24 protein-coding genes and 1 riboswitch are annotated in these 24,209 nt (G+C 39.0%); of the genes, 5 read left to right on the plus strand and 19 right to left on the minus strand.

What is annotated here, in order from left to right:
- Positions 1–27: 27 nt before the first annotated feature.
- Positions 28–1,122: a Nif3-like dinuclear metal center hexameric protein gene (locus tag VIM94_RS02740; RefSeq protein WP_332037760.1), complete on the minus strand. Its 1,095-nt coding sequence runs from the start codon at positions 1,120–1,122 to the stop codon at positions 28–30.
- Between the two features lie 90 nt (positions 1,123–1,212).
- Here VIM94_RS02740 and lpxK point away from each other — a divergent pair, with 90 nt between their 5' ends.
- Positions 1,213–2,235, plus strand: a complete 1,023-nt coding sequence (gene lpxK / locus VIM94_RS02745; protein WP_332037761.1) for a tetraacyldisaccharide 4'-kinase — start codon at positions 1,213–1,215, stop codon at positions 2,233–2,235.
- On the opposite strand, the gene VIM94_RS02750 is transcribed toward lpxK, so the two are convergent.
- From VIM94_RS02750 to VIM94_RS02780, 7 genes are all read right to left on the minus strand, one after another.
- A complete protein-coding gene (locus VIM94_RS02750) occupies positions 2,219–3,040 on the minus strand; it encodes a hypothetical protein (RefSeq protein ID WP_332037762.1) in 822 nt (273 codons plus the stop codon). The genes lpxK and VIM94_RS02750 overlap by 17 nt on opposite strands.
- A 142-nt stretch (positions 3,041–3,182) precedes the next feature.
- Positions 3,183–5,402: a tetratricopeptide repeat-containing hybrid sensor histidine kinase/response regulator gene (locus VIM94_RS02755; RefSeq protein ID WP_332037806.1), complete on the minus strand. Its 2,220-nt coding sequence runs from the start codon at positions 5,400–5,402 to the stop codon at positions 3,183–3,185.
- 40 nt (positions 5,403–5,442) lie between these two features.
- On the minus strand, positions 5,443–6,450 hold the full coding sequence (gene gap, locus VIM94_RS02760) for a type I glyceraldehyde-3-phosphate dehydrogenase (protein ID WP_332037763.1): 1,008 nt from the start codon (positions 6,448–6,450) through the stop codon (positions 5,443–5,445).
- Between the two features lie 12 nt (positions 6,451–6,462).
- Positions 6,463–7,341, minus strand: a complete 879-nt coding sequence (lipA, locus tag VIM94_RS02765) for a lipoyl synthase (RefSeq protein ID WP_332037764.1) — start codon at positions 7,339–7,341, stop codon at positions 6,463–6,465.
- Positions 7,342–7,414: 73 nt separating this feature from the next.
- Positions 7,415–7,987, minus strand: a complete 573-nt coding sequence (locus VIM94_RS02770; RefSeq protein ID WP_332037765.1) for a sigma-70 family RNA polymerase sigma factor — start codon at positions 7,985–7,987, stop codon at positions 7,415–7,417.
- Positions 7,978–9,081 carry a glycosyltransferase gene (locus tag VIM94_RS02775; protein ID WP_332037766.1) on the minus strand — a complete coding sequence of 368 codons (1,104 nt, stop codon included), beginning with the start codon at positions 9,079–9,081 and terminating at the stop codon, positions 7,978–7,980. The genes VIM94_RS02770 and VIM94_RS02775 overlap by 10 nt, the downstream gene beginning before the upstream one ends.
- A gap of 4 nt (positions 9,082–9,085) precedes the next feature.
- Positions 9,086–9,301 (minus strand): membrane or secreted protein, encoded by a 216-nt coding sequence (locus VIM94_RS02780; protein ID WP_332037767.1) that lies wholly within the window; start codon positions 9,299–9,301, stop codon positions 9,086–9,088.
- A gap of 210 nt (positions 9,302–9,511) precedes the next feature.
- On the opposite strand from VIM94_RS02780, the gene VIM94_RS02785 reads away from it, so the two are divergent.
- Complete coding sequence (locus VIM94_RS02785; protein ID WP_332037768.1) at positions 9,512–10,087, plus strand: fasciclin domain-containing protein; 576 nt, start codon at positions 9,512–9,514, stop codon at positions 10,085–10,087.
- Between the two features lie 146 nt (positions 10,088–10,233).
- Positions 10,234–10,321, minus strand: a riboswitch (TPP riboswitch).
- Between the two features lie 96 nt (positions 10,322–10,417).
- Here the strand turns inward: VIM94_RS02785 and murB are convergent.
- Together murB and VIM94_RS02795 are read right to left on the minus strand one after the other, a co-directional pair.
- A complete protein-coding gene (gene murB / locus VIM94_RS02790; protein WP_332037769.1) occupies positions 10,418–11,431 on the minus strand; it encodes a UDP-N-acetylmuramate dehydrogenase in 1,014 nt (337 codons plus the stop codon).
- A gap of 6 nt (positions 11,432–11,437) precedes the next feature.
- Positions 11,438–12,628 carry a pyridoxal phosphate-dependent aminotransferase gene (locus VIM94_RS02795; RefSeq protein WP_332037770.1) on the minus strand — a complete coding sequence of 397 codons (1,191 nt, stop codon included), beginning with the start codon at positions 12,626–12,628 and terminating at the stop codon, positions 11,438–11,440.
- 100 nt (positions 12,629–12,728) lie between these two features.
- Here VIM94_RS02795 and VIM94_RS02800 point away from each other — a divergent pair, with 100 nt between their 5' ends.
- Positions 12,729–14,063, plus strand: a complete 1,335-nt coding sequence (locus VIM94_RS02800) for an aspartyl protease family protein (protein ID WP_332037771.1) — start codon at positions 12,729–12,731, stop codon at positions 14,061–14,063.
- 50 nt (positions 14,064–14,113) lie between these two features.
- On the opposite strand, the gene VIM94_RS02805 is transcribed toward VIM94_RS02800, so the two are convergent.
- Complete coding sequence (locus VIM94_RS02805; RefSeq protein ID WP_332037772.1) at positions 14,114–14,500, minus strand: DUF1573 domain-containing protein; 387 nt, start codon at positions 14,498–14,500, stop codon at positions 14,114–14,116.
- A 208-nt stretch (positions 14,501–14,708) separates the two neighbouring features.
- Between VIM94_RS02805 and VIM94_RS02810 the strand changes: the two genes are divergently transcribed.
- Positions 14,709–17,339: a valine--tRNA ligase gene (locus VIM94_RS02810; RefSeq protein ID WP_332037773.1), complete on the plus strand. Its 2,631-nt coding sequence runs from the start codon at positions 14,709–14,711 to the stop codon at positions 17,337–17,339.
- A gap of 37 nt (positions 17,340–17,376) precedes the next feature.
- Here the strand turns inward: VIM94_RS02810 and VIM94_RS02815 are convergent, their stop codons facing one another.
- From VIM94_RS02815 to rsfS, 6 genes are all read right to left on the minus strand, one after another.
- Positions 17,377–17,649 carry an acyl-CoA-binding protein gene (locus tag VIM94_RS02815; protein ID WP_332037774.1) on the minus strand — a complete coding sequence of 91 codons (273 nt, stop codon included), beginning with the start codon at positions 17,647–17,649 and terminating at the stop codon, positions 17,377–17,379.
- 2 nt (positions 17,650–17,651) lie between these two features.
- Positions 17,652–18,311, minus strand: coding sequence for a phosphatidylserine decarboxylase family protein (locus VIM94_RS02820; RefSeq protein WP_332037775.1), 660 nt, complete (start codon positions 18,309–18,311; stop codon positions 17,652–17,654).
- Positions 18,301–19,104 carry a phosphatidate cytidylyltransferase gene (locus tag VIM94_RS02825; protein ID WP_332037776.1) on the minus strand — a complete coding sequence of 268 codons (804 nt, stop codon included), beginning with the start codon at positions 19,102–19,104 and terminating at the stop codon, positions 18,301–18,303. The genes VIM94_RS02820 and VIM94_RS02825 overlap by 11 nt, the downstream gene beginning before the upstream one ends.
- Positions 19,105–19,107: 3 nt before the next feature.
- Entirely contained in the window at positions 19,108–19,719 is a 612-nt protein-coding gene (locus tag VIM94_RS02830; RefSeq protein ID WP_332037777.1) for an LUD domain-containing protein, read from the minus strand.
- Between the two features lie 97 nt (positions 19,720–19,816).
- Positions 19,817–21,895, minus strand: coding sequence for an ATP-dependent zinc metalloprotease FtsH (gene ftsH / locus VIM94_RS02835; RefSeq protein WP_332037778.1), 2,079 nt, complete (start codon positions 21,893–21,895; stop codon positions 19,817–19,819).
- 21 nt (positions 21,896–21,916) lie between these two features.
- Complete coding sequence (gene rsfS, locus VIM94_RS02840) at positions 21,917–22,288, minus strand: ribosome silencing factor (protein WP_081209067.1); 372 nt, start codon at positions 22,286–22,288, stop codon at positions 21,917–21,919.
- Between the two features lie 94 nt (positions 22,289–22,382).
- Between rsfS and VIM94_RS02845 the strand changes: the two genes are divergently transcribed.
- On the plus strand, positions 22,383–23,114 hold the full coding sequence (locus VIM94_RS02845; protein WP_332037779.1) for a biotin--[acetyl-CoA-carboxylase] ligase: 732 nt from the start codon (positions 22,383–22,385) through the stop codon (positions 23,112–23,114).
- A gap of 53 nt (positions 23,115–23,167) precedes the next feature.
- On the opposite strand, the gene VIM94_RS02850 is transcribed toward VIM94_RS02845, so the two are convergent.
- Together VIM94_RS02850 and pyrE are read right to left on the minus strand one after the other, a co-directional pair.
- Positions 23,168–23,560, minus strand: coding sequence for an SRPBCC family protein (locus VIM94_RS02850; RefSeq protein ID WP_332037780.1), 393 nt, complete (start codon positions 23,558–23,560; stop codon positions 23,168–23,170).
- A gap of 3 nt (positions 23,561–23,563) precedes the next feature.
- A complete protein-coding gene (gene pyrE, locus VIM94_RS02855; protein ID WP_332037781.1) occupies positions 23,564–24,205 on the minus strand; it encodes an orotate phosphoribosyltransferase in 642 nt (213 codons plus the stop codon).
- Positions 24,206–24,209: the final 4 nt, after the last annotated feature.

Genomic DNA, 24,209 nt, shown 5'->3' on the forward strand with positions numbered 1-24,209 from the left:
CAGTAACTTCGTTTTTTTTTGCCATAGTTAAATATACTTGATAGGATTGGTATTTGTCTCTGCTAAAATAAGTGCAAAATTACTAATTTTTTTTGTCAAATAAGAATGTAGCAGATTTTTTGTGTATTGCTCACTTTCATAGTGTCCAATATCTGCAAGCACCAGCCTTTTCTCGGCTTTATAGAAGTCGTGGTACTTGAGATCTGCAGTAATATAAACATCGGCACCGGCACGTTTAGCGTTTTCGATGGCAAAACTGCCACTGCCACCCAGTACAGCCACTTTTTTTATAGGTTTTTGTCGTAATTCGGAATGCCGGATGCAGCCAGAATTAAAGGTCCTTTTTACATATTGAAGAAATTGTATTTCATCCTGCTCCTCTTCGAGTTCGCCTATCATTCCCATCCCCAAATGTTGATTGGAATTATCTAAAGTTGTTACCTCATAAGCGACTTCCTCATAAGGGTGGCTGTTGAAAAGTGCTTTGAGTATCTTTCCTTCAATATGAGCAGGAAAAGTTAAGCCTATTTCCGTTTCCTCTTCAAAGTGCAATTCTCCTTTTTCGCCAATCACCGGATTCGCCTCTTCATTTGGTTTAAAACTCCCCGATCCTTTTAGGTTAAAGCTACAGTTGTCGTAATTTCCAATGCTTCCGGCGCCGGCATCAAAAAGGGCTTTACGAACTTCATCGGCGTTTTTATTAGGGACAAATGTGGTGAGTTTCTTTATGCTTTGCTTCCGCGGAATAAGGATCCTCCTGTTTTTTAATCCCAGTTTTTCGCAAATCATATCATTCACTCCTTTATGCTGATTGTCCAGGGCGGTGTGAGTTGCATAAATCGCGATATCATTTTTTATAGCTTTTATTACCGTGCGCTCCACATAATTATTCCCGTTTAATTTTTTTAATCCTGAAAAAATAATGGGATGAAAACTAATAATAAGGTTGCAATTCTTTTCTATTGCTTCATCTACCACTTCTTCAAGGGTGTCCAGTGTGATTAACGCTCCTTTTACCTGGCTAGTGGGATCTCCAGTGAGAAGACCTACATTATCAAAATCTTCTGCGTAGGAGATAGGTGCAAAATCTTCGAGAATATTTATAACTTCCTGAATCTGCATTTAATTTAATTATATTGAAAGCAGAAGCCTGCTTTTGTTAATTTTGTTTGAAATAGCCTAACCTCAAATATAAATATTATAGTTCGCCCTATGGAACTTTTCCGAAAAATCCTGTTGCCTTTTTCACTTTTATATGGATTTATAATGCTTATCAGGAATTTTTTCTATGATAGCGGAATCCTGAAATCGAAATCTTATGAGATTCCGGTTGTTTGTGTGGGCAATCTCAATACCGGCGGCACTGGGAAATCTCCGATGATTGAATTTTTACTGAAAGTACTGGAAAAGGAATTTCGAGTAGCTAGCCTTAGTCGTGGATATAAACGAGAAACCAGGGGATATAGACTTTTAAAAGGGACCGAAACCGCCGCTGAAGTAGGGGATGAGCCTCTTCAGTTCAAGAAAAAATTTCCGAAAGCTCTGGTAGCTGTAGATGCGAACCGCCAAAATGGAATTTCGAATTTACTTAAAGAAAATCCTGAGGTGATATTGCTGGATGATGCCTTTCAGCACAGGAAGGTAAAAGCCGGTTTCAATATTTTGCTTACGGCTTTTGGAGATCTGTATCCCGATGATTTTATGTTGCCTACCGGGAATTTGCGGGAACCTGAATTTGGAGCTGAACGGGCAGATATTATAGTGGTTACAAAATGCCCCTCAAATCTTAACAAAACTGAACAGGAGCATATTAGAACGAAACTTGAGTTGCGTAATTACCAGGAGCTGTTTTTTACTTCAATCAGGTATTCAGAAGAAATCATTTCCGAAGAAAAAAGAATAATGCTTAAGGATCTACAATCTTCGCCATTCACTCTGGTTACCGGTATAGCCAGGCCCGAACCTTTATTGAAATATCTGGGAGGGGAAAATCTTAAATTTGAGCATAAAGCTTTTGGGGACCATCATAATTTTAATTCTTCTGAAATCCTTGAATTGCAAAAGAAAAATCTGATACTTACCACCGAGAAAGATTATATGCGACTTGAAAAAAGAATATCTAAAGAGAAGTTGTTTTATCTGCCCATTGAAGTGTCCTTTTTAAATGGGGAAATGGAATTTCTTGAAGAAATTCTGGACTTTGTTAACCATAATGTTCTTAGTGAGAATAGGTAGTTTTTACCAGAGGTTCTTTATCGTAACTAAGTAATTTAAAAAGCTTTTTATCTTTAAGGATATCCCGGTAATTAAACTCCTTTCCATCAATAAGAACACGGTCAGAGATTAGTCTCGCTCCGTGACTGTAATCTACATAGGTGTTGATGTGGCCGTTATAAAGGGGTTGAATAGGCTCTCCGTTTAAGTTATGCCAACCGTAAATATTCACATGCCTGGTTCGGATAGTATCGCGGAGTTTATGAGAAATAACGATGTCTTTTTTGGTCCCGGCAACGAAGGTACCGGGAAGAAAACCTGCTGCTGTTATCTGAGCCTGGATTACCCTGGAGTGATCGTAAAAAATATCTACAGTTTCATTTCTGTTCTTTCTGGGTATGTAGTTAAAGGGCTCTAATTTTAATTCGGCGTGACGATAGATTATATCTGTTACTTTGGGCGTAGGTAGTGAAGCATTGAAAGTATTTGCCACTTTTTGGGCTGTTAATGGACCGATGGGAACAATGAAATAATCTTCTTCATTTCCGACCGTAAGGTAATCGGGAGAGACAAATAAGTTAAGAACCCGGGGTTTACCCAAAGCGTCTTTTTGAATTGTTGTGATTTTTTTCCAATCTAGAAGAAATTCAGGAAAATTACCACTAAGCAATTCCTGAGAGATCAGGGATTCTCTTCTTTCAAAATCAAGCTCCCGAATTTGCTCATAAAATTCAGACCCTGATTTTGTTTTTTGAGCCATCAAAGATCCCGTGCTCATTCCTAAATACAGAAGAAAAATTAAAATAAAATTAATTCTTAACCCCATTAGTAATTAAGTTATTAACTGGAATAAAAATGAGGTGCGCAGGCACCCCATTTTTCTTTTTGGCTAATTCAAACTATATATGTTGTACTCTGCGATATATAATTTTACTAGCCTCGTGTTTATCAAAGCATATGCCAAAAGGCTAAACCGTTGATTCTCTTAGTGCTAAATGATTGTTAATCTTCCTATAGAATTCTTCGGTCTTGTATGGTTTTGGGATAATATCACTAAAGCCATTCCCATAGAATTCGTCAAGATTGTCATCCAGAGTAACCGCCGTTAAGGCGATAATCGGGATGTTGCTATTAAACTTTCTGATTTCGGCGGTGGCTTCAATACCACTTATTCCCGGCATGTGAATATCCATAAGCACAAGATCGAAATCCTCAGATTTTATTTTTTCTATCGCGTCGGTACCGTTATCAGCTACATCGCAAATAATGTCGTTCTTCTCCAAAATCTTCCTGGTGATCATTTGGTTGATCTTGTTGTCTTCAACCACCAGAATTTTTTTACCTTTCATTACCTCCGTGTTATCAATGGTAGAAGGGAGTTCTGAAGTTTCATTATTCTGGTATTCTTCGGCTTCAAATTTAAGTTCGAAAGTAAAACAGGATCCTTTGCCCAGTTCGCTTTCCAAATTAATATCACTTCCCAGGAGATGAAGTAGGTTTTTAACAATAGACAAGCCAAGCCCGGTACCCCCGAATTTTCGGTTTATCTGGGTAGAACCCTGCGTGAAATTTTCAAAAATGGCTTTTTGTTTTTCCTTGGTGATGCCTTCACCATTATCTTTTATTTCAAAGTTTAACCAAATAAAAGGACCGTCTTGTTTAGCTTTTTTGACACTTATCCAGATATCTCCGTCTTCGGTAAACTTGATGGAGTTCCCTATTAGATTAATAAGAATCTGCGAGATCTTAAGTGGGTCTCCCTTTAGTTTACGAGGAATCTCTTTATCAAAATTAAAGTGGATTTTTGTGTGTTTATCATCGGCTGAATTCTTAAGAGCAATAAGTACATCTGAAATTCTTTTCTCCAGGTTAAAACTGGCCTCCATAATTTCCACCTTATTGGCCTCAAGTTTATTAAGGTCCAGAATATTATTGATTAGCGATAACAGGTATTCCCCGGAAAACTTCAGGGAATTTAAGTGCTCTTTCTGGTTTTCGGTTGGGCTCTCTTCCAGTAATAAATGGGTTAGACCGGTTACGGCGTATAACGGAGTTCGGAGCTCATGGGTGATTGTAGAGAGAAACTGCGCCTTAGCCATAGATGCTTTCTCTGCATTTTCTTTGGCTTTGGTGAGTTCGGTGTTTTTCTTCTGAAGTAATTCGTTAGCTCTTGCTCTTAAATTATTGTTTTTGTAAAGCGATAAAGTTAGTAGAGAAAGAATTGTGATTAAAGCTACACTTAAAATCGTTGTGAGCTTATTTACTTTTAAAGATCGTTCCTGCTCGGCGTTTTGCAAGGCCAGTTCATTAAGGCTGCTTTTCATGGCATCAACCCCATAACGGGTAGTGGCATCTACCGCTATGGCTTCCTTGTTCATATTGTAAGTGGAATCTCTAATCATGTTACTGATTTTTAGAAATTCCAGGGCTTTTTCAGGGTTGCCCATTTCTTCGTGAACCTCACTAAGTCCCTTGTTGGTACTCATCAACATTCCAGTGAAATTCTGATCGATTCCAATATCACTTGCTGCCTGGAGATCGGCGAGGGCTAAATTGAAGTTTTTTAATGCAGCATGAGTTCTGCCCCGATAAAAATGGAGGCGGGATATCTCGTAAAGATCAGGAGTTTCATCGTTTTTTAGGTATTCTTCAGCTTTATTAAAATTAGAAAGTGCTAAAGATAGATTTTGATCCAGGTTTAAATTAAGGATTCCCCGGTTTAGGAGGATAATTCCAAAGTATTCTGTATTGTTGTTTTTAATGGATAAACTTTCAGCAAGATTTAAATACTTGTGCGCCCGGTTGCTATCTCTTTCTGAATTAAGGATCTTGGCGTATGTAATATAACTATAGGCCAGACCCATTTCATCTTCAATTTCCCGTTGGATAGAAATAGCACGGTTCAATTCGGTGGTAGCTCTGCTATATTCATGTCTTATGTAGTACATTTTAGCCAGAATACTACTGGAGAGAGCAATATACTTTTTATTGTTGATAGCTTTAGAAAATTCCAGGGAGGTGTTTAGCTGCTGCAAAGCCTTGTCGAAATCCAGAACATTTATTGATTTTTCAGCCTCGCTCAGAAGCCTTTGGATTTCTGCATTGGTTTCTTCAACCTCATCAACATCCTGGGATGGTAAGGTAGATGAGAAAATTATAAAAAATACCCATATATGTGTAAAGTTCATCACTTGGGGTGGTTGGCAGCTAATTTGTTGTTAAATATAGTTAATTATCATTAACCGCTGAAATTAAATCGATAAGCCTGCTGGAATATCCTATTTCGTTGTCGTACCATCCTATAAGTTTTACTAGTCTTCCGCCTATCACAGAGGTCATTTGTGCGTCAAAAATGCAGGAATGGGTGTTGCCCTGTATGTCTATTGAAACTATTGGATCTTCTGTATAACTTAAAATGTCTCTCAGACTTGATTCAGAAGCTTCCTTAAATAGTTTGTTTACTTCCCCAATTGAGGTTTTTTTCTTAATATTCAGGGTCATATCCGTTAGGGAACCATTGGGAACCGGAACCCGAATTCCGCAGCCTCCAATAACATCTTGTAAACCTGGGAAAATATGGGTTAATGCCTTAGCAGCACCCGTGGTGGTTGGGATTATAGATTGTGCCGCTGCCCTGCTTCGTCTAAGGTCACGGTGTGGCTTATCATGTAGACTTTGATCTGATGTATAGGAGTGAACCGTGGTGATATAAGCCTGCTCTACTTCGAAATTATCGTGAATAATTTTAAGCATTGGTGCGGCATTATTTGTTGTGCAGGAGGCATTAGAGATAATTCTCTCTGTACCATCAAGAATATCCTCATTAACCCCTAATACCACCATTTTAATCTTGTCGTCCTGTGGTGGCACCGAAAGAATCACTTTCTTTACGCCTTCTTTTAAATGATGCTGAAGATCTTCGGTTGTTTTAAATTTCCCTGAGGCCTCCACTACATAATCCACTTTGAGATCCTGCCAGTTAAGTTCTTTAGGATGAGATTTATTCTGGAGTTTCACAAAAACCCCGTCAACCAAAAAACCATCTTTAGAAGCATCAACTTTATTTTTCAGAACTCCATGAATACTATCGTATTTCAATAAATGAATTAGGGTGGAGGCATCGGCAACATCATTAACGGCTACAACCCTTATATAGGGGTGATCAATTAATAACCTAAAAAGGTTGCGCCCTATACGACCAAAACCATTTATAGCAATATTGATTTCTGCCGGCATTGAAGGCTCTTGTTAGTTTATGTGTTTTTGTGCTTTATAAGAGGAGCGTACCAAAGCACTGCTTTCTACATGCCGGAATCCAAGATCCAATCCAATAGCCTCGTATTTTTTGAATTGATCTGGTGTTACAAACTGTTTCACCGGTAGATGTTTTTTGCTGGGTTGCAGATATTGGCCAATGGTTACAATATCTACTCCTGCGTCTTTTAAATCGTGAAGAGTTTGAATTACCTCGTCCTCCTGTTCTCCAAGACCTAGCATTATACCCGATTTTGTTCGGTTGATGCCCTGGTCTTTCAGGTAGCGTAAAACTTCAAGGCTTCGCTCGTATTTTGCCTGGATTCTAACTTCGCGGGTTAAACGTTTTACGGTTTCCATATTATGAGAGACCACTTCAGGAGCAACTTCTATTATACGGTCTAAATTTCTTTCATTTCCCTGGAAATCCGGAATAAGCGTTTCCAAGGTGGTTTCGGGGTTCATCCTACGAATCGCCTTTACCGTCTCAGCCCAGATTATGGACCCCATATCTTTAAGATCATCGCGGTCTACACTTGTGATAACCGCGTGTTTGATCTTCATGAGTTTAATAGAGCGGGCAACTTTTTCAGGTTCATCCCAGTCTACGGTCTCCGGTCTTCCGGTTTTAACTCCACAAAATCCACAGGAGCGGGTACAGATATTTCCCAGAATCATAAAAGTTGCGGTACCTTCACTCCAGCATTCACCCATATTAGGGCAACTTCCAGAGGTGCAGATAGTATGAAGATCATATTTAGCTACCAGGTTACGTAGCTCGGTGTATTTTTTTCCGGTGGGCAACTTAACCCTTAACCATTTAGGTTTTGATTTTGTCCGGGTTTCTTTAGGGGATAATGTCTCTGTACTCATAGCAAAATTCAATTGGTCAAAGATACAATAATCTGTCTAATTGCATAAATTAGACAACCTTTGTTCTTATTGCTTACAGTCTGTTTCTGTTTTCAATAATTTCTGCCAGAAGTTTCTTTGCTCTAAGCAGTTTGACCTTAACATTATTCATGGGCTCATTTAGGGCCTCGGCAATTTCTTTATAGGATTTTTCCTGGAAATATCTAAGGTTTATCACCTCCTGGTAATGGGGTTTTAATTGCTTGATATCGGTAAGTAATTGGTCAAGATGCTGGTCTTTTATGAGCTTGTCTTCAATGGTAGGGGTTTCATCGGCAATTCTGTGAACCTGCGTAACATTTTCTGAAGTGGTTTTAGATCTTATCGAAGCGTTTTTTTTCCGAATTAGGTCTACATGAAGATTTTTTGAGATTGCAATTAACCAGGTGCTGAAGGAATAACTCTCGTCAAAAGTATGGATCTTGTTAAAAGCCTTGGAAAAAGTTTGAATACTGATGTCCTCAGCCTCATACTCATCCCTGGTCTTTTTAAGTTGAAAACCGTACACGTCATTCCAGAATTTATCCAGGAGATAATTGAAAGCAGTCTGGTTCCCATCTTTGGCAGCTTTTATTTTGGTGAGCAACTCCTCCCGGTTTATTTCCAATGGCTTGGTTTTGAGAAAATATTAGCTATAAAAATACTTAATTGCGATAGGATTAAAAATACTTCTAAAAACGGAAATAACCAAACCACGTCTGTTTCTTCAAGTTTTCTTGCCGACTTGTAAAAGACTAAAAATTCCAGCAACAAAACAAAGCCTAAAGTTGATAGAACAATTACCGGATAAACTTGTATAATCAAAAGGATAGGCAGTAGAAGCCAGAAGAATAATTTCGAGATAAAAAATAAGCCAAGGAGTACTTTATGTTTTGGCCGATAGTGTCTGGCAACAGAAACGTGCCTTCTTTTCTGCTGAAACCATTCTTTAAAAGTTGTCTTGGGAACACTTCGGGTAATTGCTTCTTTATCAAAGCATATAGCTGTGTTGTGTGCGGTGGCGGCTTCATTGATAAAAAGATCGTCATCTCCCGAGCGCAGATGTAAATGACTTGCAAAACCCTTTTGAGCATAAAATTCTTTTGAAGTATAAGCAAGATTCCGACCTACTCCCATGTACGGACTTCCGAGCTTTGCATAGGAAAAATACTGTACGGCCGTAAGCAGGGTCTCAAACCTTATTAATTTATTCAAAAAGGAGTTTCTATGCTTAAAATAACCACCGTAACCCAGAATAATACTTTTTTCTGCGCTAAAATTCTGGACCATTCCTTCAATCCATTTGGTTGATTGGGGAGCACAGTCGGCATCGGTGAATAAGAGGTGAGAGTTTCTGGCCTTTTTTATGCCCAGGGTAAGAGCGTATTTTTTATTAGCCCAGAAAGCTTCGTTATTCTGAACATTCACAATCTTTATTCGGCCATTTATTTTCTGAAATTCCTCGATAACCTCGAGAGTGCTATCAGTAGAAGCATCATTTATCGCGATAACCTCGAAATCGGGGTAATCCTGATCCAGAATAGAGGGAAGAAAACTTCTTAAATTTTCAGCCTCATTTTTTGCACAGATAATTACAGAAACCGGGAACCCGGTTTTTTCCAAGTTTCGGGTCCTGGCGTTGGCAAAAGATAGGAAGGCCAGAAAAAAAACAATATTAATTAAACTGAATAATAAATAGAAACCGAGTAAAGTAAGGGCCATTCAGTTATGAAATCTGTTTCCCTCTTTTATCGGTGCTGCAATTACCCATTTCTTCAGGCATCTTTCCGCAAAAACTGCAGGACTCACCTTCTTTATTTAAATATGGACTTTGACTTGCACAGGTTCCGGCAAATTTTCCATCTTTCTTACTCCAAATCTTTATAGCAAGCCCTGCAAAAGCAAGAGCAAGCAATACTATACTTATAATTATTAGTTTCATGGTGATAAATTTCTTTTGCAAAAATAACAATAAAAACAGGATTGGTAAAATTAGACGGGACATTAGGAAAAGCTTTACACTATTTAACTAAAGATTATACGTAAATATCTGGTTGTGTTTTTGTTACGCGATAAATTTGCCGCTTAATAAATTAAATAAATCTATTATGAAAATCAGTAAGATTTTAGTATACTATTTTTAGGACTCTTTGTGTTTACCTCTTGTGAAGATGGAAAGAAAAAAGCCGAAGAAGAAAAGGAGAAATTAGAAAGGCAGGAGGCCGAAAGGGCTGCTGAATTGCAGGCCGAAGAAGAACGGATGGAATGGGAGGCTAATAGTATTGCTGCAAAAACCATGGAAGATGATTCCCTGAGTTCTTTCGCTGGTGCTTTACAGAATGCCGAACTTGCACAAGCTTTTACTGAAGAGGAGGGGCCTTATACTATTTTTGCTCCTACCAATGAGGCCTTCGAAAAGGTAGATCAGGCCACTTTGGATACGCTAATGAAAAGTGAAAACCGCGAAGAATTAAGCGAGCTTCTTAAATATCATGTAGTGGAGGATGAGATTACTGCAGAGGAGCTTTCTGAAAGGATTGATGAGGGTAACGGTGAATATACTATTACGACCTTAAGTGGGGCTTCCCTAACCGCTCTAAAGAGTGGAGATGATATCCTTCTCAAAGATGAGAACGGCAATACTGCCAAAATTACTAAAACTGATTTAGAGGCCTCAAACGGTGTAATTCATCAAATTGATGGAGTGGTTATGAGAAAAAAATCTTAGAGACTTAATCATCAAAAAAAGTTAAAACTTAAAAACAACCTGCAATTGCAGGTTGTTTTTTTATGAAATATTGGGTAAAAGGTTGAGGTATAAAAAAAGCTTCATTTCCTGTAAAGGAAATGAAGCTCCTCAATAAGGCATTTAGCCTTGAAAGATTCAATATTTCCTACACTGGGATTATCCAGATCAGGTTATGCGGGTATGATCTCAGCCTAAGCACCCCGATATTGATGTAATAAAGATAGGAAATAACAAAAGGAAATTTGACAAGAAACTCTTAAAAAATCCTTTTTAAGACGTAGGAGTTGTTAAATATTTTCTTACAAAATTTTAGATTATATTCACTTCGGGTTCCAACTTTATTCCGAATTCTGAATATATCTTATTTTTGATTTCCCGAGAAAGGTCCAGTAATTCTTCACCTGTGGCCTCGCCGTAGTTTACCAGCACCAGGGCCTGGTTTTTATGTACTCCGGCATCGCCCCTTCTGTAGCCTTTTAAACCTGCCTTATCGATAAGCCAGCCGGCGGGTACTTTAACCTGGTCTTCACCAATGTAATAGGAAGGGATCTCCGGAAATTTTTCCTGAAGCTTTAAGTATTCCTCTTTATTTATTATTGGATTTTTAAAAAAACTTCCACTATTACCTAACACCCGCGGGTCTGGTAATTTAGACTGCCGGATAGCAATTACAGCATTGGAAATATCTTTTATGCCCGGTTTCGTAATCTTTTCTCCGGTCAACCAATCCTTTATGGCCCCATATCCGGTACGCAATTTATGATGGTTTTTACTCAACCTAAACCTAACCGAAGTAATGATGTATTCCCCCTTTAATCTTTGCTTAAAAACAGAATTTCTATAGCCGAATTCGCAATCCTTTGGCTTGAAGGTAACTTCTTCCAGGGTTTGTATATGTATTGCATTGCAGGATTCAAATACATCCTTCAGCTCTACGCCGTATGCACCAATATTCTGAATAGGGGAGGTGCCTACATTTCCTGGAATGAGCGAGAGATTCTCGAGTCCGCCAAAATCGTGATCCAGTGCCCATAAAACAAACTGATGCCAGTTTTCCCCGGCACTGGCTTCAACCACAACTGCATCTTCTGTTTCAGAAATGATCTTTCGGCCGGTTAAGCCAATATGAATTACTGTTTTGTTAATATCCTGGGTGAGGAGCATATTGCTGCCACCCCCCAGGATAAATATTTCTGATGCATAGGTTTGCTGAAGTGCCTTCCTTAAATCTTCATAAGAAGAAACCGAAATAAACTTTTGGGCCTTTGCGTCTATGCCAAAAGTGTTATAATTCTTTAAAGAAGTATTTTCAGTAACCTGCATATCAACCTATTTGTTGTATTTCTTTAAGGCTACTTCCAGTATTTCAATAGCTCGTATCAGGTTTTCTTTTTTCAATACATAGGCAATCCTAACCTGATTAAGCCCGGTATTGGGTGTGGAATAGAACCCGGCAGCGGGAGCTACCATAATGGTTTCGTTGTCCATTTCGAATTCTTCCAGCAACCATTGCGCAAAATCATCGGCATTTTCAACAGGGAGTTGGGCGATACAGTAAAATGCTCCTTTTGGTTTTGCCACCTTTACTCCTTCAATTTTTTCGAGTCCTTCAATTAGAATATTTCTTCTACTGGTATATTCTTCAATTACTTCATCAAAGTATTCCTGCGGGGTTTCTAAGGCGGCTTCACTGGCAATTTGTGCAAAAGTTGGAGGGCTAAGCCTGGCTTGGGCAAATTTCATTGCTGTTTTCATCACCTCCTGGTTTTTTGATACAAGACAACCAATCCTTGCACCACACATGCTGTAACGTTTGGAAACAGAATCGACCATAATAGCGTTTTGAGCAAGTTTAGGAATACTCATAATAGAGTGATGTTTAACTCCATCATAAGCGAATTCGCGGTAAACCTCGTCTGCTACGATAAAAAGATCATGTTTAAGGGCGATCTCTGCTAGCTGCTCGATCTCATTTTTGGTATATAAATAACCGGTAGGATTTCCCGGGTTACATAGAATAATTGCTTTGGTTTTTTCGCTTATTAATGCTTCAAAATCTGAAATAGGAGGTAATGCAAAATTGTTCTCTATAGAACTTTTTATTGGGACAATATTTACCCCTGAAGCAGTAGCAAAACCATTGTAATTAGCATAGAATGGTTCAGGAATAATCACTTCGTCTCCGGGATCGGTAATGCTTCCCATGGCAAACATCAAGGCTTCAGAACCTCCGGTGGTCACAATAATTTCATCTGCGTTTACCGGGATATCGTTTTTCTTATAATATGCAGCCAGCTTATTTCGGTAAGATTCAAAACCTGCCGAATGGCTGTAAGACAGTACCTCTATATCGTTGGTCTTTACTGCATCAAGGGCGGCCTGAGGAGTTTTTATATCGGGCTGTCCAATGTTTAACTGATAGATCTTACGACCCTTTCTGGTAGCTGCTTCAGCATAAGGAACCAGCTTGCGTATAGGTGACTCGGGCATGTTTCTACCCTTATTAGAAATATTAGGCATGATTTACATTTTTAATGGTATGCAAAAATGCAAAATTATTGTCACAAAGTTGGCCGGCTTATGGTCATTATTTTGTGAATATTTCATAAATTATCGCAGGATGAAAAAGATTGTGATTTTCTGGTTGTTAATAATTTGGTTGGCTGGCTTAACCTCCCCTCTTACAGCCCAAAACGAATATCGAATAGATAATAAAAAAGCATATTTTAAATTACCTTTTCAGTTGATTAATGACTTGGTGATTGTTCCTGTGAGTGTCAATGGTGTCGAACTATCTTTTTTGCTTGATACAGGGGTTAACGCTACTTTGATTTTTGCGATAGATGGGGAAATTCCTAACGTTAAAAATACCAGGAGAATCTTTCTTAGGGGATTAGGAGCAGGGGAACCGGTTATGGCTTTGAAAGCTGTAAACAACACCGTCAAACTTGGCGATGCGATAAGCGAAACCGAAACTCTTTATATTCTTGATGAAGAATTGATAGGTCTCTCCAACCGGCTTGGTATTGAGTTAAACGGGATTCTGGGCTATGACTTCTTCCGCCATTTCATAGTAGAGTTTAATTATCGCAGGAAATTCATTAAGGTATATGCTCCAGCGAAATATAAATATAAGAAGTGTAGACGTTGCGAGGACCTTCCTTTGATTTTTGACGAAAACAAACCTTATCTTGAGGCTGAAGTTGTATCGAATGGACAGAAGCATACCCTAACTTTCCTTTTGGATAGCGGTTCGGGCGATGCCGTCTGGATTTTTACTGATGAAGAGTCTGGAGTCAATGTTCCCTCCCCATCTTTTGAAGATTTTCTTGGATACAGCATAAGTGGAAGTGTTTATGGAAGAAGGAGCAGGATAAAATCCTTAAGTTTGGGTGATTTGAAGCTCAAAAAAGTTATTGCCAGTTTTCCCGATAGTCTTTATATCCAGAATATTTCACTCTTCGATAAACGCAATGGGAGTATAGGAAGCCAGATACTGAAACGTTTTCACTATACCCTGGATTACCCCGGAAAGAACCTTCGCCTTAAGCCAAATTCAGATTTCAGGAGGTCTTTTGAATATAATATGAGTGGGGTAGTGGTGAAACATAGCGGACAAAGATTTGTAAGGGATTATGATACCCCACCACCCTTTTTTGATGTTGAAGAAGTTCGGGAAGATAGTCTCGAGGTCTCAGAAAGCACCTATCGGCTTAAATTCTCCCTGGCACCACAATATCAAATTGCCGAGATCAGGCCAGGTTCTCCGGCAGAAGAAGCCGGATTGCAAACCGGAGATATAATCCTTGAAATTAATGGGAATCCCGCCCATAAATATTCTCTGGATAAAATATCAAATTTATTTACTTCCCGTGAGGGGAGAAAGATAAAATTGCTTGTGGAAAGAGACCTAAAAGAGATGAAATTCTCTTTCAAACTTAAACGAATTCTATAAAAAAAAGCTCCTGTCAAAGGCAGGAGCTTTTAGTGAATTTTATTGGGTATTTACAAAGTATCGTTGTCTACCACTTTCCCTTTTATCTTAAGGGCTTTGGTAGGAACATCAGAATTTGAATAAACGGTAACCGTTTTTCTTATTGGGCCAACCCTTTTTGTATCGTATTTTACCTCGATTTCTCCGGTTTCCCCGGGCATAATCGCTTCTTCGGGTTTCTTCGGAATCGTGCATCCACAACTGGAAGTCACATTCTCGATCACTAAAGGTGCATTTCCGGTGTTGGTGAATTCAAAAACACGAACCCCGTCACTACCTTTCTTAATTTCACCGTAATCAATAGTTTCTGTTTTAAATTCCATTTTTGCAGTATTCTGAGCGGTAACAACACCAACTCCGGCTAAAACAAAAACAGCAATTGCAATTAACTTTTTCATATCTCATGATTTAGAAGTCTTGAAAGCCTGGGCTTTTAAAGAACTTTGGTTGAACACAGCCTTAAAGAAGGCTTGATAATTTAGTTTTTTCGGAACAGTAAATATAAGCTGAATTAGAGTTATTCACAAAATTATATTCAATTCAACTCCTTTTAAATTCCTTAACTAATGGTTACTTTTGCCATTATTTTCAAAAACCAGACCAATTATGGCGATAGCTTCCAAATATGACGCGAAACAAGTAGAGGAAAAATGGTACAAGTACTGGATGGAAAACCGGTATTTTCATTCTGAAGTAGACCAGCGAGAACCTTACACTATTGTAATTCCTCCTCCAAACGTGACCGGAGTTTTGCATATGGGCCATATGTTGAATAACACTATCCAGGATGTACTGGTAAGAAGGGCCAGACTCAAAGGCTATAATGCCTGCTGGGTGCCCGGAACCGATCACGCATCCATTGCCACGGAAGCTAAAGTGGTTGCAAAACTTAAAGCTGAAGGAATTGATAAAAATAGCCTTACCCGTGAGGAATTTCTACAACATGCCTGGGAATGGACTCATAAACATGGGGGTATTATTCTGGAACAGCTTAAAAAGCTGGGTGCTTCATGTGATTGGGACCGTACCAAATTCACCATGGATGAAAAAATGTCGGCCTCGGTTATAAAAGTTTTTGTGGACCTTTATGAGAAAAATCTGGTTTACCGTGGTTACCGTATGGTGAACTGGGATCCGGAAGCAAAAACCACCTTGTCTGATGAGGAAGTAGTTTACCAGGAAAAACAAGGTAACTTGTATTACCTCAATTATAAAATTGCCGGAAGTGAAGAGATGGTAACTATTGCTACAACTCGCCCCGAAACCATTCTTGGTGATACTGCTGTGTGTATAAACCCCAATGACGAACGCTTTACACATCTAAAAGGGAAAAAAGCTATAGTGCCGGTTTGTAAGCGGGAAATTCCCATTATTGAAGATGAGTATGTAGATATGGAATTCGGTACCGGCTGCTTAAAGGTTACTCCGGCCCACGACGAGAATGATAAAATGCTGGGCGATAAACATAATCTGGAAGTTATAGACATCTTTAATGATGATGCTAGCCTCAATGATTATGGCTTACATTATAAAGGGAAAGATCGCTTTGTTGTTAGAAAAGAGATAATTGGGGAGCTGGAGGAGCTTGGGGTTTTGCTTAAAACCGAAGAACACATTAATAAAGTGGGTACAAGTGAACGCACCGGTGCTGTGATAGAGCCAAAATTGAGTGACCAGTGGTTCCTTAAAATGAAAGAGATGGCACAGCCTGCTTTAGAAGCAGTGGTTAATAAGGATATTAATCTTGTACCTGAAAAATTCCTGAACACTTATAAGCACTGGATGGAAAATGTTCGGGATTGGAACATTTCAAGACAGCTTTGGTGGGGACATCAAATCCCGGCCTGGTATTACGGAAATGGCAAAGAGGATTTTGTAGTAGCAGAAACCGAAGCTGCCGCTCTGGAAAAAGCTAAGGAGAAATCCGGAAATCAAAATCTAATTACTTCAGATCTCTCCCGGGATAAGGATGCGCTGGATACCTGGTTTTCATCCTGGTTGTGGCCAATGAGTGTTTTCAATGGCATTCTGGAGCCGGAAAACCCTGAAATAGAATATTACTATCCAACTAATGATCTTGTTACTGCTCCTGAAATTCTGTTTTTCTGGGTAGCACGTATGATCATGGCTGGTTACGAATATCGTGGAGAAAAGCCCTTCAAAAATGTATATCTCACAGGAATTGTACGGGACAAACAACGCCGTAAAATGTCTAAATCTTTGGGGAATTCACCAGATCCGCTTGGATTGATAGACCAATATGGTGCCGATGGGGTAAGAGTTGGAATGCTGTTGAGTTCGCCTGCCGGAAACGATCTTATGTTCGAGGAAGAACTTTGTAAACAGGGTAGTGCCTTCAGTAATAAAATTTGGAATGCATTCCGTTTGGTGAAAGGCTGGGAAGTTTCAGAAGAAAAAGAACAGTCTGAAACTTCAAGAATCGCGATTAATTGGTATACCGCTAAATTCAGAAAAGGCCTTGCCGAAATCGAAGATCACTTTTCAAAATATCGTATCAGCGACGCTTTGATGTCTACCTATAAACTGGTTTGGGACGATTACTGTTCCTGGTTCCTGGAGATGGTGAAACCCGCATATGGTGAGCCTATTGATACCACGACATATAAAGCGGTGATTTCAATTCTGGAGGATAATCTTAAGATTCTTCATCCGTTTATGCCATTTGTATCTGAAGAAATTTGGCAGGAAATCACCACCCGAACTCCTCAGGAGGCCCTTATCGTCGCTAAATGGCCGGAATTAAATGAGTTTGACCAAACTATTATTGAGGAGTTTACAATTGCTTCTGAAGTGATTGCCGGAATAAGGAAAATAAGAAAAGAGAAAAATATATCTTTTAAAAACACCATAGATTTTATGGTGTTGAATAACGAAAATACTTCCGAAGTATTCGATTCGATTATCAGGAAAATGGGTAATATCGCCGAATTTCAAACCGTAGATAAACAGGTGGAAGGAGCGCTTAGCTTCCGGGTAAGATCAAATGAATACTATATCCCCATCACCGGAGCCGTGGATGTTGAGGCCGAGATTACTAAAATGGAAGAAGAACTTGAATACACCCGTGGTTTTCTAAAAACTGTGAACAAAAAACTTTCAAACGAGCGTTTTGTAAATAATGCTCCCGAAAAGGTAGTGGCAGTAGAAAAAGCGAAAAAGGCTGATGCCGAGGCCAGGATCGAAGCTCTGGAAGCGAGTTTGAAAAACTTGAAATAATATTAATGGGAGGAAGAAATATTGGCGATCTAACCTATTAGGTTATTTTGCCAATATGTTCTTCTACAAGGGATATATATTTTTCCTGAGCGTCTTTTTTCCTGAGGTCTTTTACCTGCACCAAGGCATTTATCTTGAAAGCGCTTCTTAGGTCACCCTGTTCAAAAGGGGGTAAATAGAAGCCGTTCTTCTCAGTGGCTCTTTTATAATAAGCATAAAAACTTAGCATAATATCCGGTGGGAAACTAAGGTTTGTTGTACTGGCCAATTCGTATGCCCTATTGAATCTTTCTTCTATTAAATCTGACATTGTTAATCCTCCTCAATTTTTGCGATCACGCTTAAACCGCCTTTCACTTTCTGATTTAATTTTACCGTCAATGGAGTATCAACGGGTAAAAGAACATCTACTCGGGAACCAAATTTAATAAAGCCGCTATCGCTTCCCTGGATAACTTCAGAGCCTTCTTCAGCATAATTGACTATGCGCTTGGCTAAAGCTCCTGCAATTTGCCTGTAAAGTACTTCACCGGCAAGAATATTTTTAACAACCACCGTTGTGCGTTCGTTTTCTTCACTTGATTTAGGATGCCAAGCAACTAAAAACTTCCCGGGATGGTACTTGCTGTATATCACTGTTCCGCCTACGGGATGCCGGGTAACGTGAACATTTAGAGGTGACATAAAAATAGAAACCTGTAACCTTTTATCTTTAAAATATTCTTTTTCATAAACCTCTTCAATCGCAACTACTTTTCCATCTACAGGAGCAACAATATGTGCGTCGTTATGCTGGGTTTTTCTTTTCGGATTTCTGAAAAACTGGATAATCAGCAGGAATAAAAGAATGGAAACCAGTAAAACTGAAAATTTAATCCAGTACCTGTTTATTAAACTATAAGAAAGCACATTTATTGCAATAAGGATTACTGCAGTAAAGGCCATTATTTTATATCCTTCTTTATGAAACATAATTTAATAGGTATAGATATGCATATACAAATGGGCTGGCAAAGATAATACTATCTAGCCTGTCAAACAATCCACCGTGCCCTGGCATTAATTTTCCGCTGTCTTTTACACCGGCCTGTCTTTTGAATTTTGACTGAATCAAATCTCCTAAAGTGCCAAAAACACTTAGTATGACAGCCATTCCCAACCACAGAGGAAAACTTAAAAATTGGGTGTAATAAAAAATAAAAAAACTTGCCACAGCACTAAATACCAGCCCGCCGAGGAAGCCTTCTATAGTTTTTTTAGGCGATATACGCTCAAAGAGCTTATTTCTGCCAAAATTCTTCCCTACAATATATGCAAAAGTATCGTTAGTCCAAATCAGAATAAAGATTCCAACTATTAAATCAGGTCTAAAGAACCCGTGAATAGTGGGGAGAAGGGTTAAAAATATTACTGAAGATATCAGATAGAAAATAATAATTATATATTTCTTCTTTTCAAAAACCGGTATCTTCTGGACTACCATCAAGTCCTTCACCAGGAATAAATTCACAAAAATGGTGATAAAGAGCAGCAATACCGTTGCATCGGGATTAAACTTCAGATAGCTAAAAAGATAAAATAGAAGGGCCTGTACAGCATAAAGAGCATAGCTTTTAAGATGCAGTAATTTTTGCATCTCAATTAGACAAACCAGACCTAAAAGATAGAAAAGACTTATGAACACGAGTTCGTCATGAAGTATTGAAGCAACCAAAATGGATATATACAATAATCCTGAAATTGTCCTGATAATTGCTTCCCTCATGTGTTATAGATCTTCCAGCAGAAGCAAATATAGGTTTTTCGTGCTACTTCCGTAGCTCATGAAATCACCTTCTTTTTGTGTTTCAAAATTTTTAATGGTGGTGATGTTAGATGGTATGCTCTGCTTATTACGTGATTTAATACCTCTAAGCCCCTCACCAATAGTGTCTACCAATTGGCTGGTAGAAGAAATAATCACAAAATTAGCTGGTAATTCATGAAGTTTACATTCTTTTATTTGGTTTGAAGAGATTAAAATAGAACCATCATTAGCGATAAGAAATTCACTGTTAGAAAGGTAAAATGCCGCAGTGCCAGATTTTGTGAACTCCAGGTTGAAGCCTTTAAATCTATCCCTAAGATTAGGATCAAAGCAGCAACATTCCGATTCGTACCAGTCGTTCTCCAGCAGAATATTATCAAAAGCTTCCCTAATCTCTGATTCATCCTCACAATACAGAAATTTCCCGCCGTTATTTTTAAAATTAAGCATAAAGCGCTCATCGGTAGGAAGCTTTACTTCCGGCATGTATTTGCCCCGATCAGCATTTTCAGGAGATTCCTGTTTTTTGTCTGATTTAGATTTAGGGTTTAAGAATCTTCTAAATAGACTCATAGAGTTTGGGTGTGGTTCTAAAGCTCATTTTAACCAAAGGTAAAAAATCTTATTTTAACATACATTAAAATAAGATTTTTTAAAGCTTGGTTATAAACTATTTATTAACGGAGTCGTTTTCTGAAATTTCAGATTCTGTCTCGTCTGATCCATCTTCAGAAGATTTATCGGAATCTTTAGAATTTTCTGATTTTTCAGCTTTCGCTCTCTTTTTAGCTTCTATCTTATCCTGTTCAGCTCTGGCCATATCCTTATCTTTTTCAAAAGGACGGGCCCCAAAGATCTTCTCAAGGTCATCCTTGAAAATAACTTCTTTGTCCAGCAGAATATCAGCAAGTTGAGTTAGTTTGTCCTTGTGTTTTGTGAGCAGGGCTACAGCACGTTGATATTGGGCTTCAATTAGATTTGAAATCTCCTTGTCTATTAATTCTGAAGTCTTTTCGCTGTATGGTTTGGTGAAGTTGTATTCACTCTGTCCAGATGAATCATAATAAGTAAGATTTCCTACCGCGTCGTTTAATCCGTAAATAGTAACCATGGCTTTCGCCTGTTTGGTTACTTTTTCAAGATCGCTTAAGGCACCGGTGGAAATCTTGTTGAAGATAACCTTCTCGGCTGCACGCCCCCCAAGAGCGGCACACATTTCATCAAGCATTTGCTCAGGTCTTACAATAAGTCTTTCTTCCGGGAGGTACCAGGCAGCGCCCAGGGATTGTCCGCGCGGTACAATGGTTACCTTAACCAGTGGAGCTGCGTGTTCCAGCATCCAGCTAACTGTAGCATGTCCAGCCTCGTGAAAGGCAATAGCCTTTTTCTCTTCTGGGGTAATAATCTTATTTTTCTTTTCAAGACCACCAACAATACGGTCTACCGCATCAAGGAAATCCTGTTTTCCAACAGCCTTGTTTCCTTTTCTGGCTGCAATAAGGGCAGCCTCATTACATACATTGGCAATATCTGCACCGCTAAAACCGGGGGTTTGTTTTGCAAGGAATTCTGTATCTAGTTCATCTGCCACTTTTTTCAAAGGCTTAAGGTGAACTTCAAATATTTCCTTTCTCTCGTTAAGATCTGGTAAGTCTACATAAATCTGTCGGTCAAAACGGCCAGCACGCATTAGGGCTTTATCCAGTACATCGGCGCGGTTTGTTGCAGCAACTACAATCACATTGGTGTTAGTGCCAAAACCATCCATCTCGGTGAGCAGCTGGTTTAGGGTGTTTTCACGCTCGTCATTAGAGCCGGAAAAATTACTTTTCCCTCTGGCGCGACCAATGGCATCTATCTCATCAATAAAAATAATAGATGGAGATTTTTCTTTCGCCTGTTTAAAAAGGTCTCTTACTCTGGAGGCTCCAACTCCCACAAACATTTCCACAAAATCTGAACCGGAAAGAGAGAAGAAAGGTACTTTGGCCTCACCTGCAACGGCTTTTGCCAATAGGGTTTTACCTGTACCCGGAGGACCAACAAGTAGGGCGCCCTTCGGAATTTTACCCCCAAGGGAAGTATATTTATCGGGTTGTTTTAGGAAATCTACGATCTCCTGCACTTCTTCTTTGGCGCCTTCGAGACCGGCAACATCCTTAAAGGAAGTTTTTACATCGGTATTCTGGTCGAAGAGCTTAGCCTTGGATTTTCCTATATTGAAGATCTGTCCACCGGCGCCACCGCCACCGCCACTGCTCATTCTTCTCATAATAAAGATCCAGATCCCAATTATAAGTACAAATGGCAATAAGGTTATGAAAATTTCACCCCAAACATTACTTTGCGTGTCATAAGTGACCACCGTGTCCAGGTTCTCCTCTTTTTTAATTTCAGAAATACTGTTTTCAAAGTTCTGAAGATCTCCAAATTGAAAAGTATAAGCCGGGGTTTCGCCGGTAGCAAAGATTTCAGGATCCTGTGATTTTTTATGAATTTCCTTTTGCTTAGCCTCTTCGGTTAGGAACACCTGTGCCTGATTTTTATTGATGATGACAACTTTTTTGACATCACCATTTCTAAGGAAAGTCTGAAATTCAGCTGGATTTGTTTTGGCCGGTTCATTAAAACCGCCACCACTGAAGAAATTAATTCCTAAAAATACTAAGATTATCGCGGCATAGATCCAGTATGCACTAAATTTTGGTTTCTTCGGATCGATATTTTTCTTGGGTTGTTCTTTCGCCATACCTGGTAGGTCTTATAAGATTTAGTAATTAGTCTCTATAGAGGTGATCTTCGCATCACCCCAGAGGCTTTCAATGTCGTAAAATTCCCTGATGTGCTTTTGGAAAACGTGTACTACTACATTCACATAATCCATTAAAACCCACTCGGCATTTTCACTGCCTTCAATATGCCAGGGTTTGTCTTTTAGGGCTTTACTTACCGTTTTTTGGATAGAGTTGACTATGGCGTTTACCTGCGTGTTTGAAGTACCATTGCAGATGATAAAATAATCACAAACTGTATTTTCAATTTCTCTAAGGTCTAGAATTTCTATGTCATTTCCCTTTACCTCTTCTATCCCTTTTATTATATGTGCAATAAGTTGATCGCTGTTGGTTTCCTTTTTTACCATTAAAATTTTTTATTTTCGCAAAGTTATTACTTTTTAGGCTTTTTTAGAGCCTGTTAACACAAGATTTAACTCCTTTGCGACTTCTTAATTACCTATGCATATAATCAAAGTTAATGCCACCAATTCTACCAACGATTTTGCCCGGGAGCTATACCGAGGAAAATCAAATTTTGAACCTTGCTGTGTGCTGGCTCACGATCAAACTAGTGGGCGTGGCCAGCGCGGTTCAGGGTGGTTGGCAAACCCGGGGCAGAATCTTACTTTTAGTATTCTTTATCCAAAAATAAAGGTAGAAGTAGACCGACAGTTTTTACTTAGCGCAGTGGTCTCAGTGGCAGTGGTGAAGGCCCTGGAAACTTTCAATATCCCTAACCTCAAGGTGAAATGGCCAAACGACATAATGTCAGGAAATTTTAAAGTCGGTGGAATTCTTATCGAAAATATTCTAAAAAATAATCAAATGTCAGCCTCCGTTATTGGAGTTGGTTTAAATGTTAACCAGGTTGACTTTCCAGGTTTACCCCAGGCTGTTTCGTTAAAAATGCTTACAGGGCTTACCTATGAACCGGAGGAGGTGCTTGATGGAATCCTGACCTTGATTGAAAAGGACTTACATTCGATTTCCTCCACAAATCAAAGTCGGGTGCTCGAAGAATATGCCGAAAGAATGTTTAAAAAAGATGTGGTTTCCACCTTTCAATATCCCGATAGCTCTTATCTAACGGGAATCATTCGGGGAGTTACCACTGCAGGAAGACTCAATGTGGAAATTGAGAATTCGGTTTTTAAAACCTTCGACCTCAAAGAACTTAAACTCCTGTATTAAAAACAAAACCCCGGCATTACCGGGGTTGAATATATTTCTGAACTCGACCACCTTTAAAGTTTGGCTGCGTTTTCAGAAAGCGTGTTGATGAATTTTTGAAGCGGACCTTTCACCATCATCGCCATCATCGCATTGAACTTTCCGTCAAATTCCATAAAAACCTCACTTTGCTGCTCCCCAGCCGATTCAATATGAATATTCAAGGCAAAATTAAATTTATCTGAAGTTGACCCTAAAACTACCAATTCTGGTTCTTTGGTTTCTTTGATCTCCAATTGAATTTCCGGCATGCCTTTTAAACCGAATAAAAACCGATCTTCAGCTTTTACCTCAAATTTCTCTGTGCTTTCAGGCATTAATTGCTCGTAATTTTTAACATTGGTTAAAAAATCAAACATTTCCTGCTGATTCTTTCCGGTGGTAACTTTTTTACTTTCTAAATGCATTGTTTATTTTTTCCAGTTGCTTGGGTCTTGCCGCCAATCCTTAAGGGTTTCGGCTTCCGAAGCGTTTATATAATTTGTGCGTTGTGCGGTTTCAAGTAAGTAATCGTAATTGCTTAGAGTGTGCAATTGTACTTCTGCCTGCTTGAAATTATCTTCTGCAGTAGCAAAGCCGTAAGTGAAAATTGCAAGCATTCCCTTTACATTGGCACCGGCTTCCTTTAAAGCTTTTACCGCATTTAAACTGCTCTTTCCTGTGCTTATAAGATCTTCTATCACTACGACGTTTTGTCCTTCTTCCAATACGCCTTCTATTTGGTTTTTTCGACCGTGACTTTTAGGCTCGGGTCTAACATACACAAAAGGCAGACTCAAATACTCGGCAACCAGCATCCCGATGCCAATAGCCCCTGTAGCAACGGCGGCTATCACATCTGGTTTCCCATAGAGTTCCTCGGTTTGACGTGCAAAATGTTCCCTGATGTAGTTCCTTATTGGCGGATAGGATAATACAATCCTATTATCACAATAAATTGGAGATTTCCAACCACTGGCCCAGGTGAATGGTGCTTGTGGTTCTAATTTTATTGCTTTAATTTGCAGGAGTAGTTCAGCAGTTTTGATTGCTGTTTCTTTATTCAAAATCATATTA

The organism is Salegentibacter sp. (assembly GCF_036568425.1).
Classification (GTDB): Bacteria; Bacteroidota; Bacteroidia; order Flavobacteriales; family Flavobacteriaceae; genus Salegentibacter.

Excerpts from the sequence above, each read along its gene's own strand:
- VIM94_RS02740 (WP_332037760.1), bottom strand. The coding sequence starts at position 1,122 with ATGCAGATTCAGGAAGTTATAAATATTCTCGAAGATTTTGCACCTATC.
- lpxK (WP_332037761.1), top strand. The coding sequence starts at position 1,213 with ATGGAACTTTTCCGAAAAATCCTGTTGCCTTTTTCACTTTTATATGGA.
- VIM94_RS02750 (WP_332037762.1), bottom strand. The coding sequence starts at position 3,040 with ATGGGGTTAAGAATTAATTTTATTTTAATTTTTCTTCTGTATTTAGGA.
- VIM94_RS02755 (WP_332037806.1), bottom strand. The coding sequence starts at position 5,402 with ATGAACTTTACACATATATGGGTATTTTTTATAATTTTCTCATCTACC.
- gap (WP_332037763.1), bottom strand. The coding sequence starts at position 6,450 with ATGCCGGCAGAAATCAATATTGCTATAAATGGTTTTGGTCGTATAGGG.
- lipA (WP_332037764.1), bottom strand. The coding sequence starts at position 7,341 with ATGAGTACAGAGACATTATCCCCTAAAGAAACCCGGACAAAATCAAAA.
- VIM94_RS02775 (WP_332037766.1), bottom strand. The coding sequence starts at position 9,081 with ATGGCCCTTACTTTACTCGGTTTCTATTTATTATTCAGTTTAATTAAT.
- VIM94_RS02780 (WP_332037767.1), bottom strand. The coding sequence starts at position 9,301 with ATGAAACTAATAATTATAAGTATAGTATTGCTTGCTCTTGCTTTTGCA.
- murB (WP_332037769.1), bottom strand. The coding sequence starts at position 11,431 with ATGCAGGTTACTGAAAATACTTCTTTAAAGAATTATAACACTTTTGGC.
- VIM94_RS02795 (WP_332037770.1), bottom strand. The coding sequence starts at position 12,628 with ATGCCTAATATTTCTAATAAGGGTAGAAACATGCCCGAGTCACCTATA.
- VIM94_RS02800 (WP_332037771.1), top strand. The coding sequence starts at position 12,729 with ATGAAAAAGATTGTGATTTTCTGGTTGTTAATAATTTGGTTGGCTGGC.
- VIM94_RS02805 (WP_332037772.1), bottom strand. The coding sequence starts at position 14,500 with ATGAAAAAGTTAATTGCAATTGCTGTTTTTGTTTTAGCCGGAGTTGGT.
- VIM94_RS02810 (WP_332037773.1), top strand. The coding sequence starts at position 14,709 with ATGGCGATAGCTTCCAAATATGACGCGAAACAAGTAGAGGAAAAATGG.
- VIM94_RS02815 (WP_332037774.1), bottom strand. The coding sequence starts at position 17,649 with ATGTCAGATTTAATAGAAGAAAGATTCAATAGGGCATACGAATTGGCC.
- VIM94_RS02820 (WP_332037775.1), bottom strand. The coding sequence starts at position 18,311 with ATGTTTCATAAAGAAGGATATAAAATAATGGCCTTTACTGCAGTAATC.
- VIM94_RS02825 (WP_332037776.1), bottom strand. The coding sequence starts at position 19,104 with ATGAGGGAAGCAATTATCAGGACAATTTCAGGATTATTGTATATATCC.
- VIM94_RS02830 (WP_332037777.1), bottom strand. The coding sequence starts at position 19,719 with ATGAGTCTATTTAGAAGATTCTTAAACCCTAAATCTAAATCAGACAAA.
- ftsH (WP_332037778.1), bottom strand. The coding sequence starts at position 21,895 with ATGGCGAAAGAACAACCCAAGAAAAATATCGATCCGAAGAAACCAAAA.
- rsfS (WP_081209067.1), bottom strand. The coding sequence starts at position 22,288 with ATGGTAAAAAAGGAAACCAACAGCGATCAACTTATTGCACATATAATA.
- VIM94_RS02845 (WP_332037779.1), top strand. The coding sequence starts at position 22,383 with ATGCATATAATCAAAGTTAATGCCACCAATTCTACCAACGATTTTGCC.
- VIM94_RS02850 (WP_332037780.1), bottom strand. The coding sequence starts at position 23,560 with ATGCATTTAGAAAGTAAAAAAGTTACCACCGGAAAGAATCAGCAGGAA.
- pyrE (WP_332037781.1), bottom strand. The coding sequence starts at position 24,205 with ATGATTTTGAATAAAGAAACAGCAATCAAAACTGCTGAACTACTCCTG.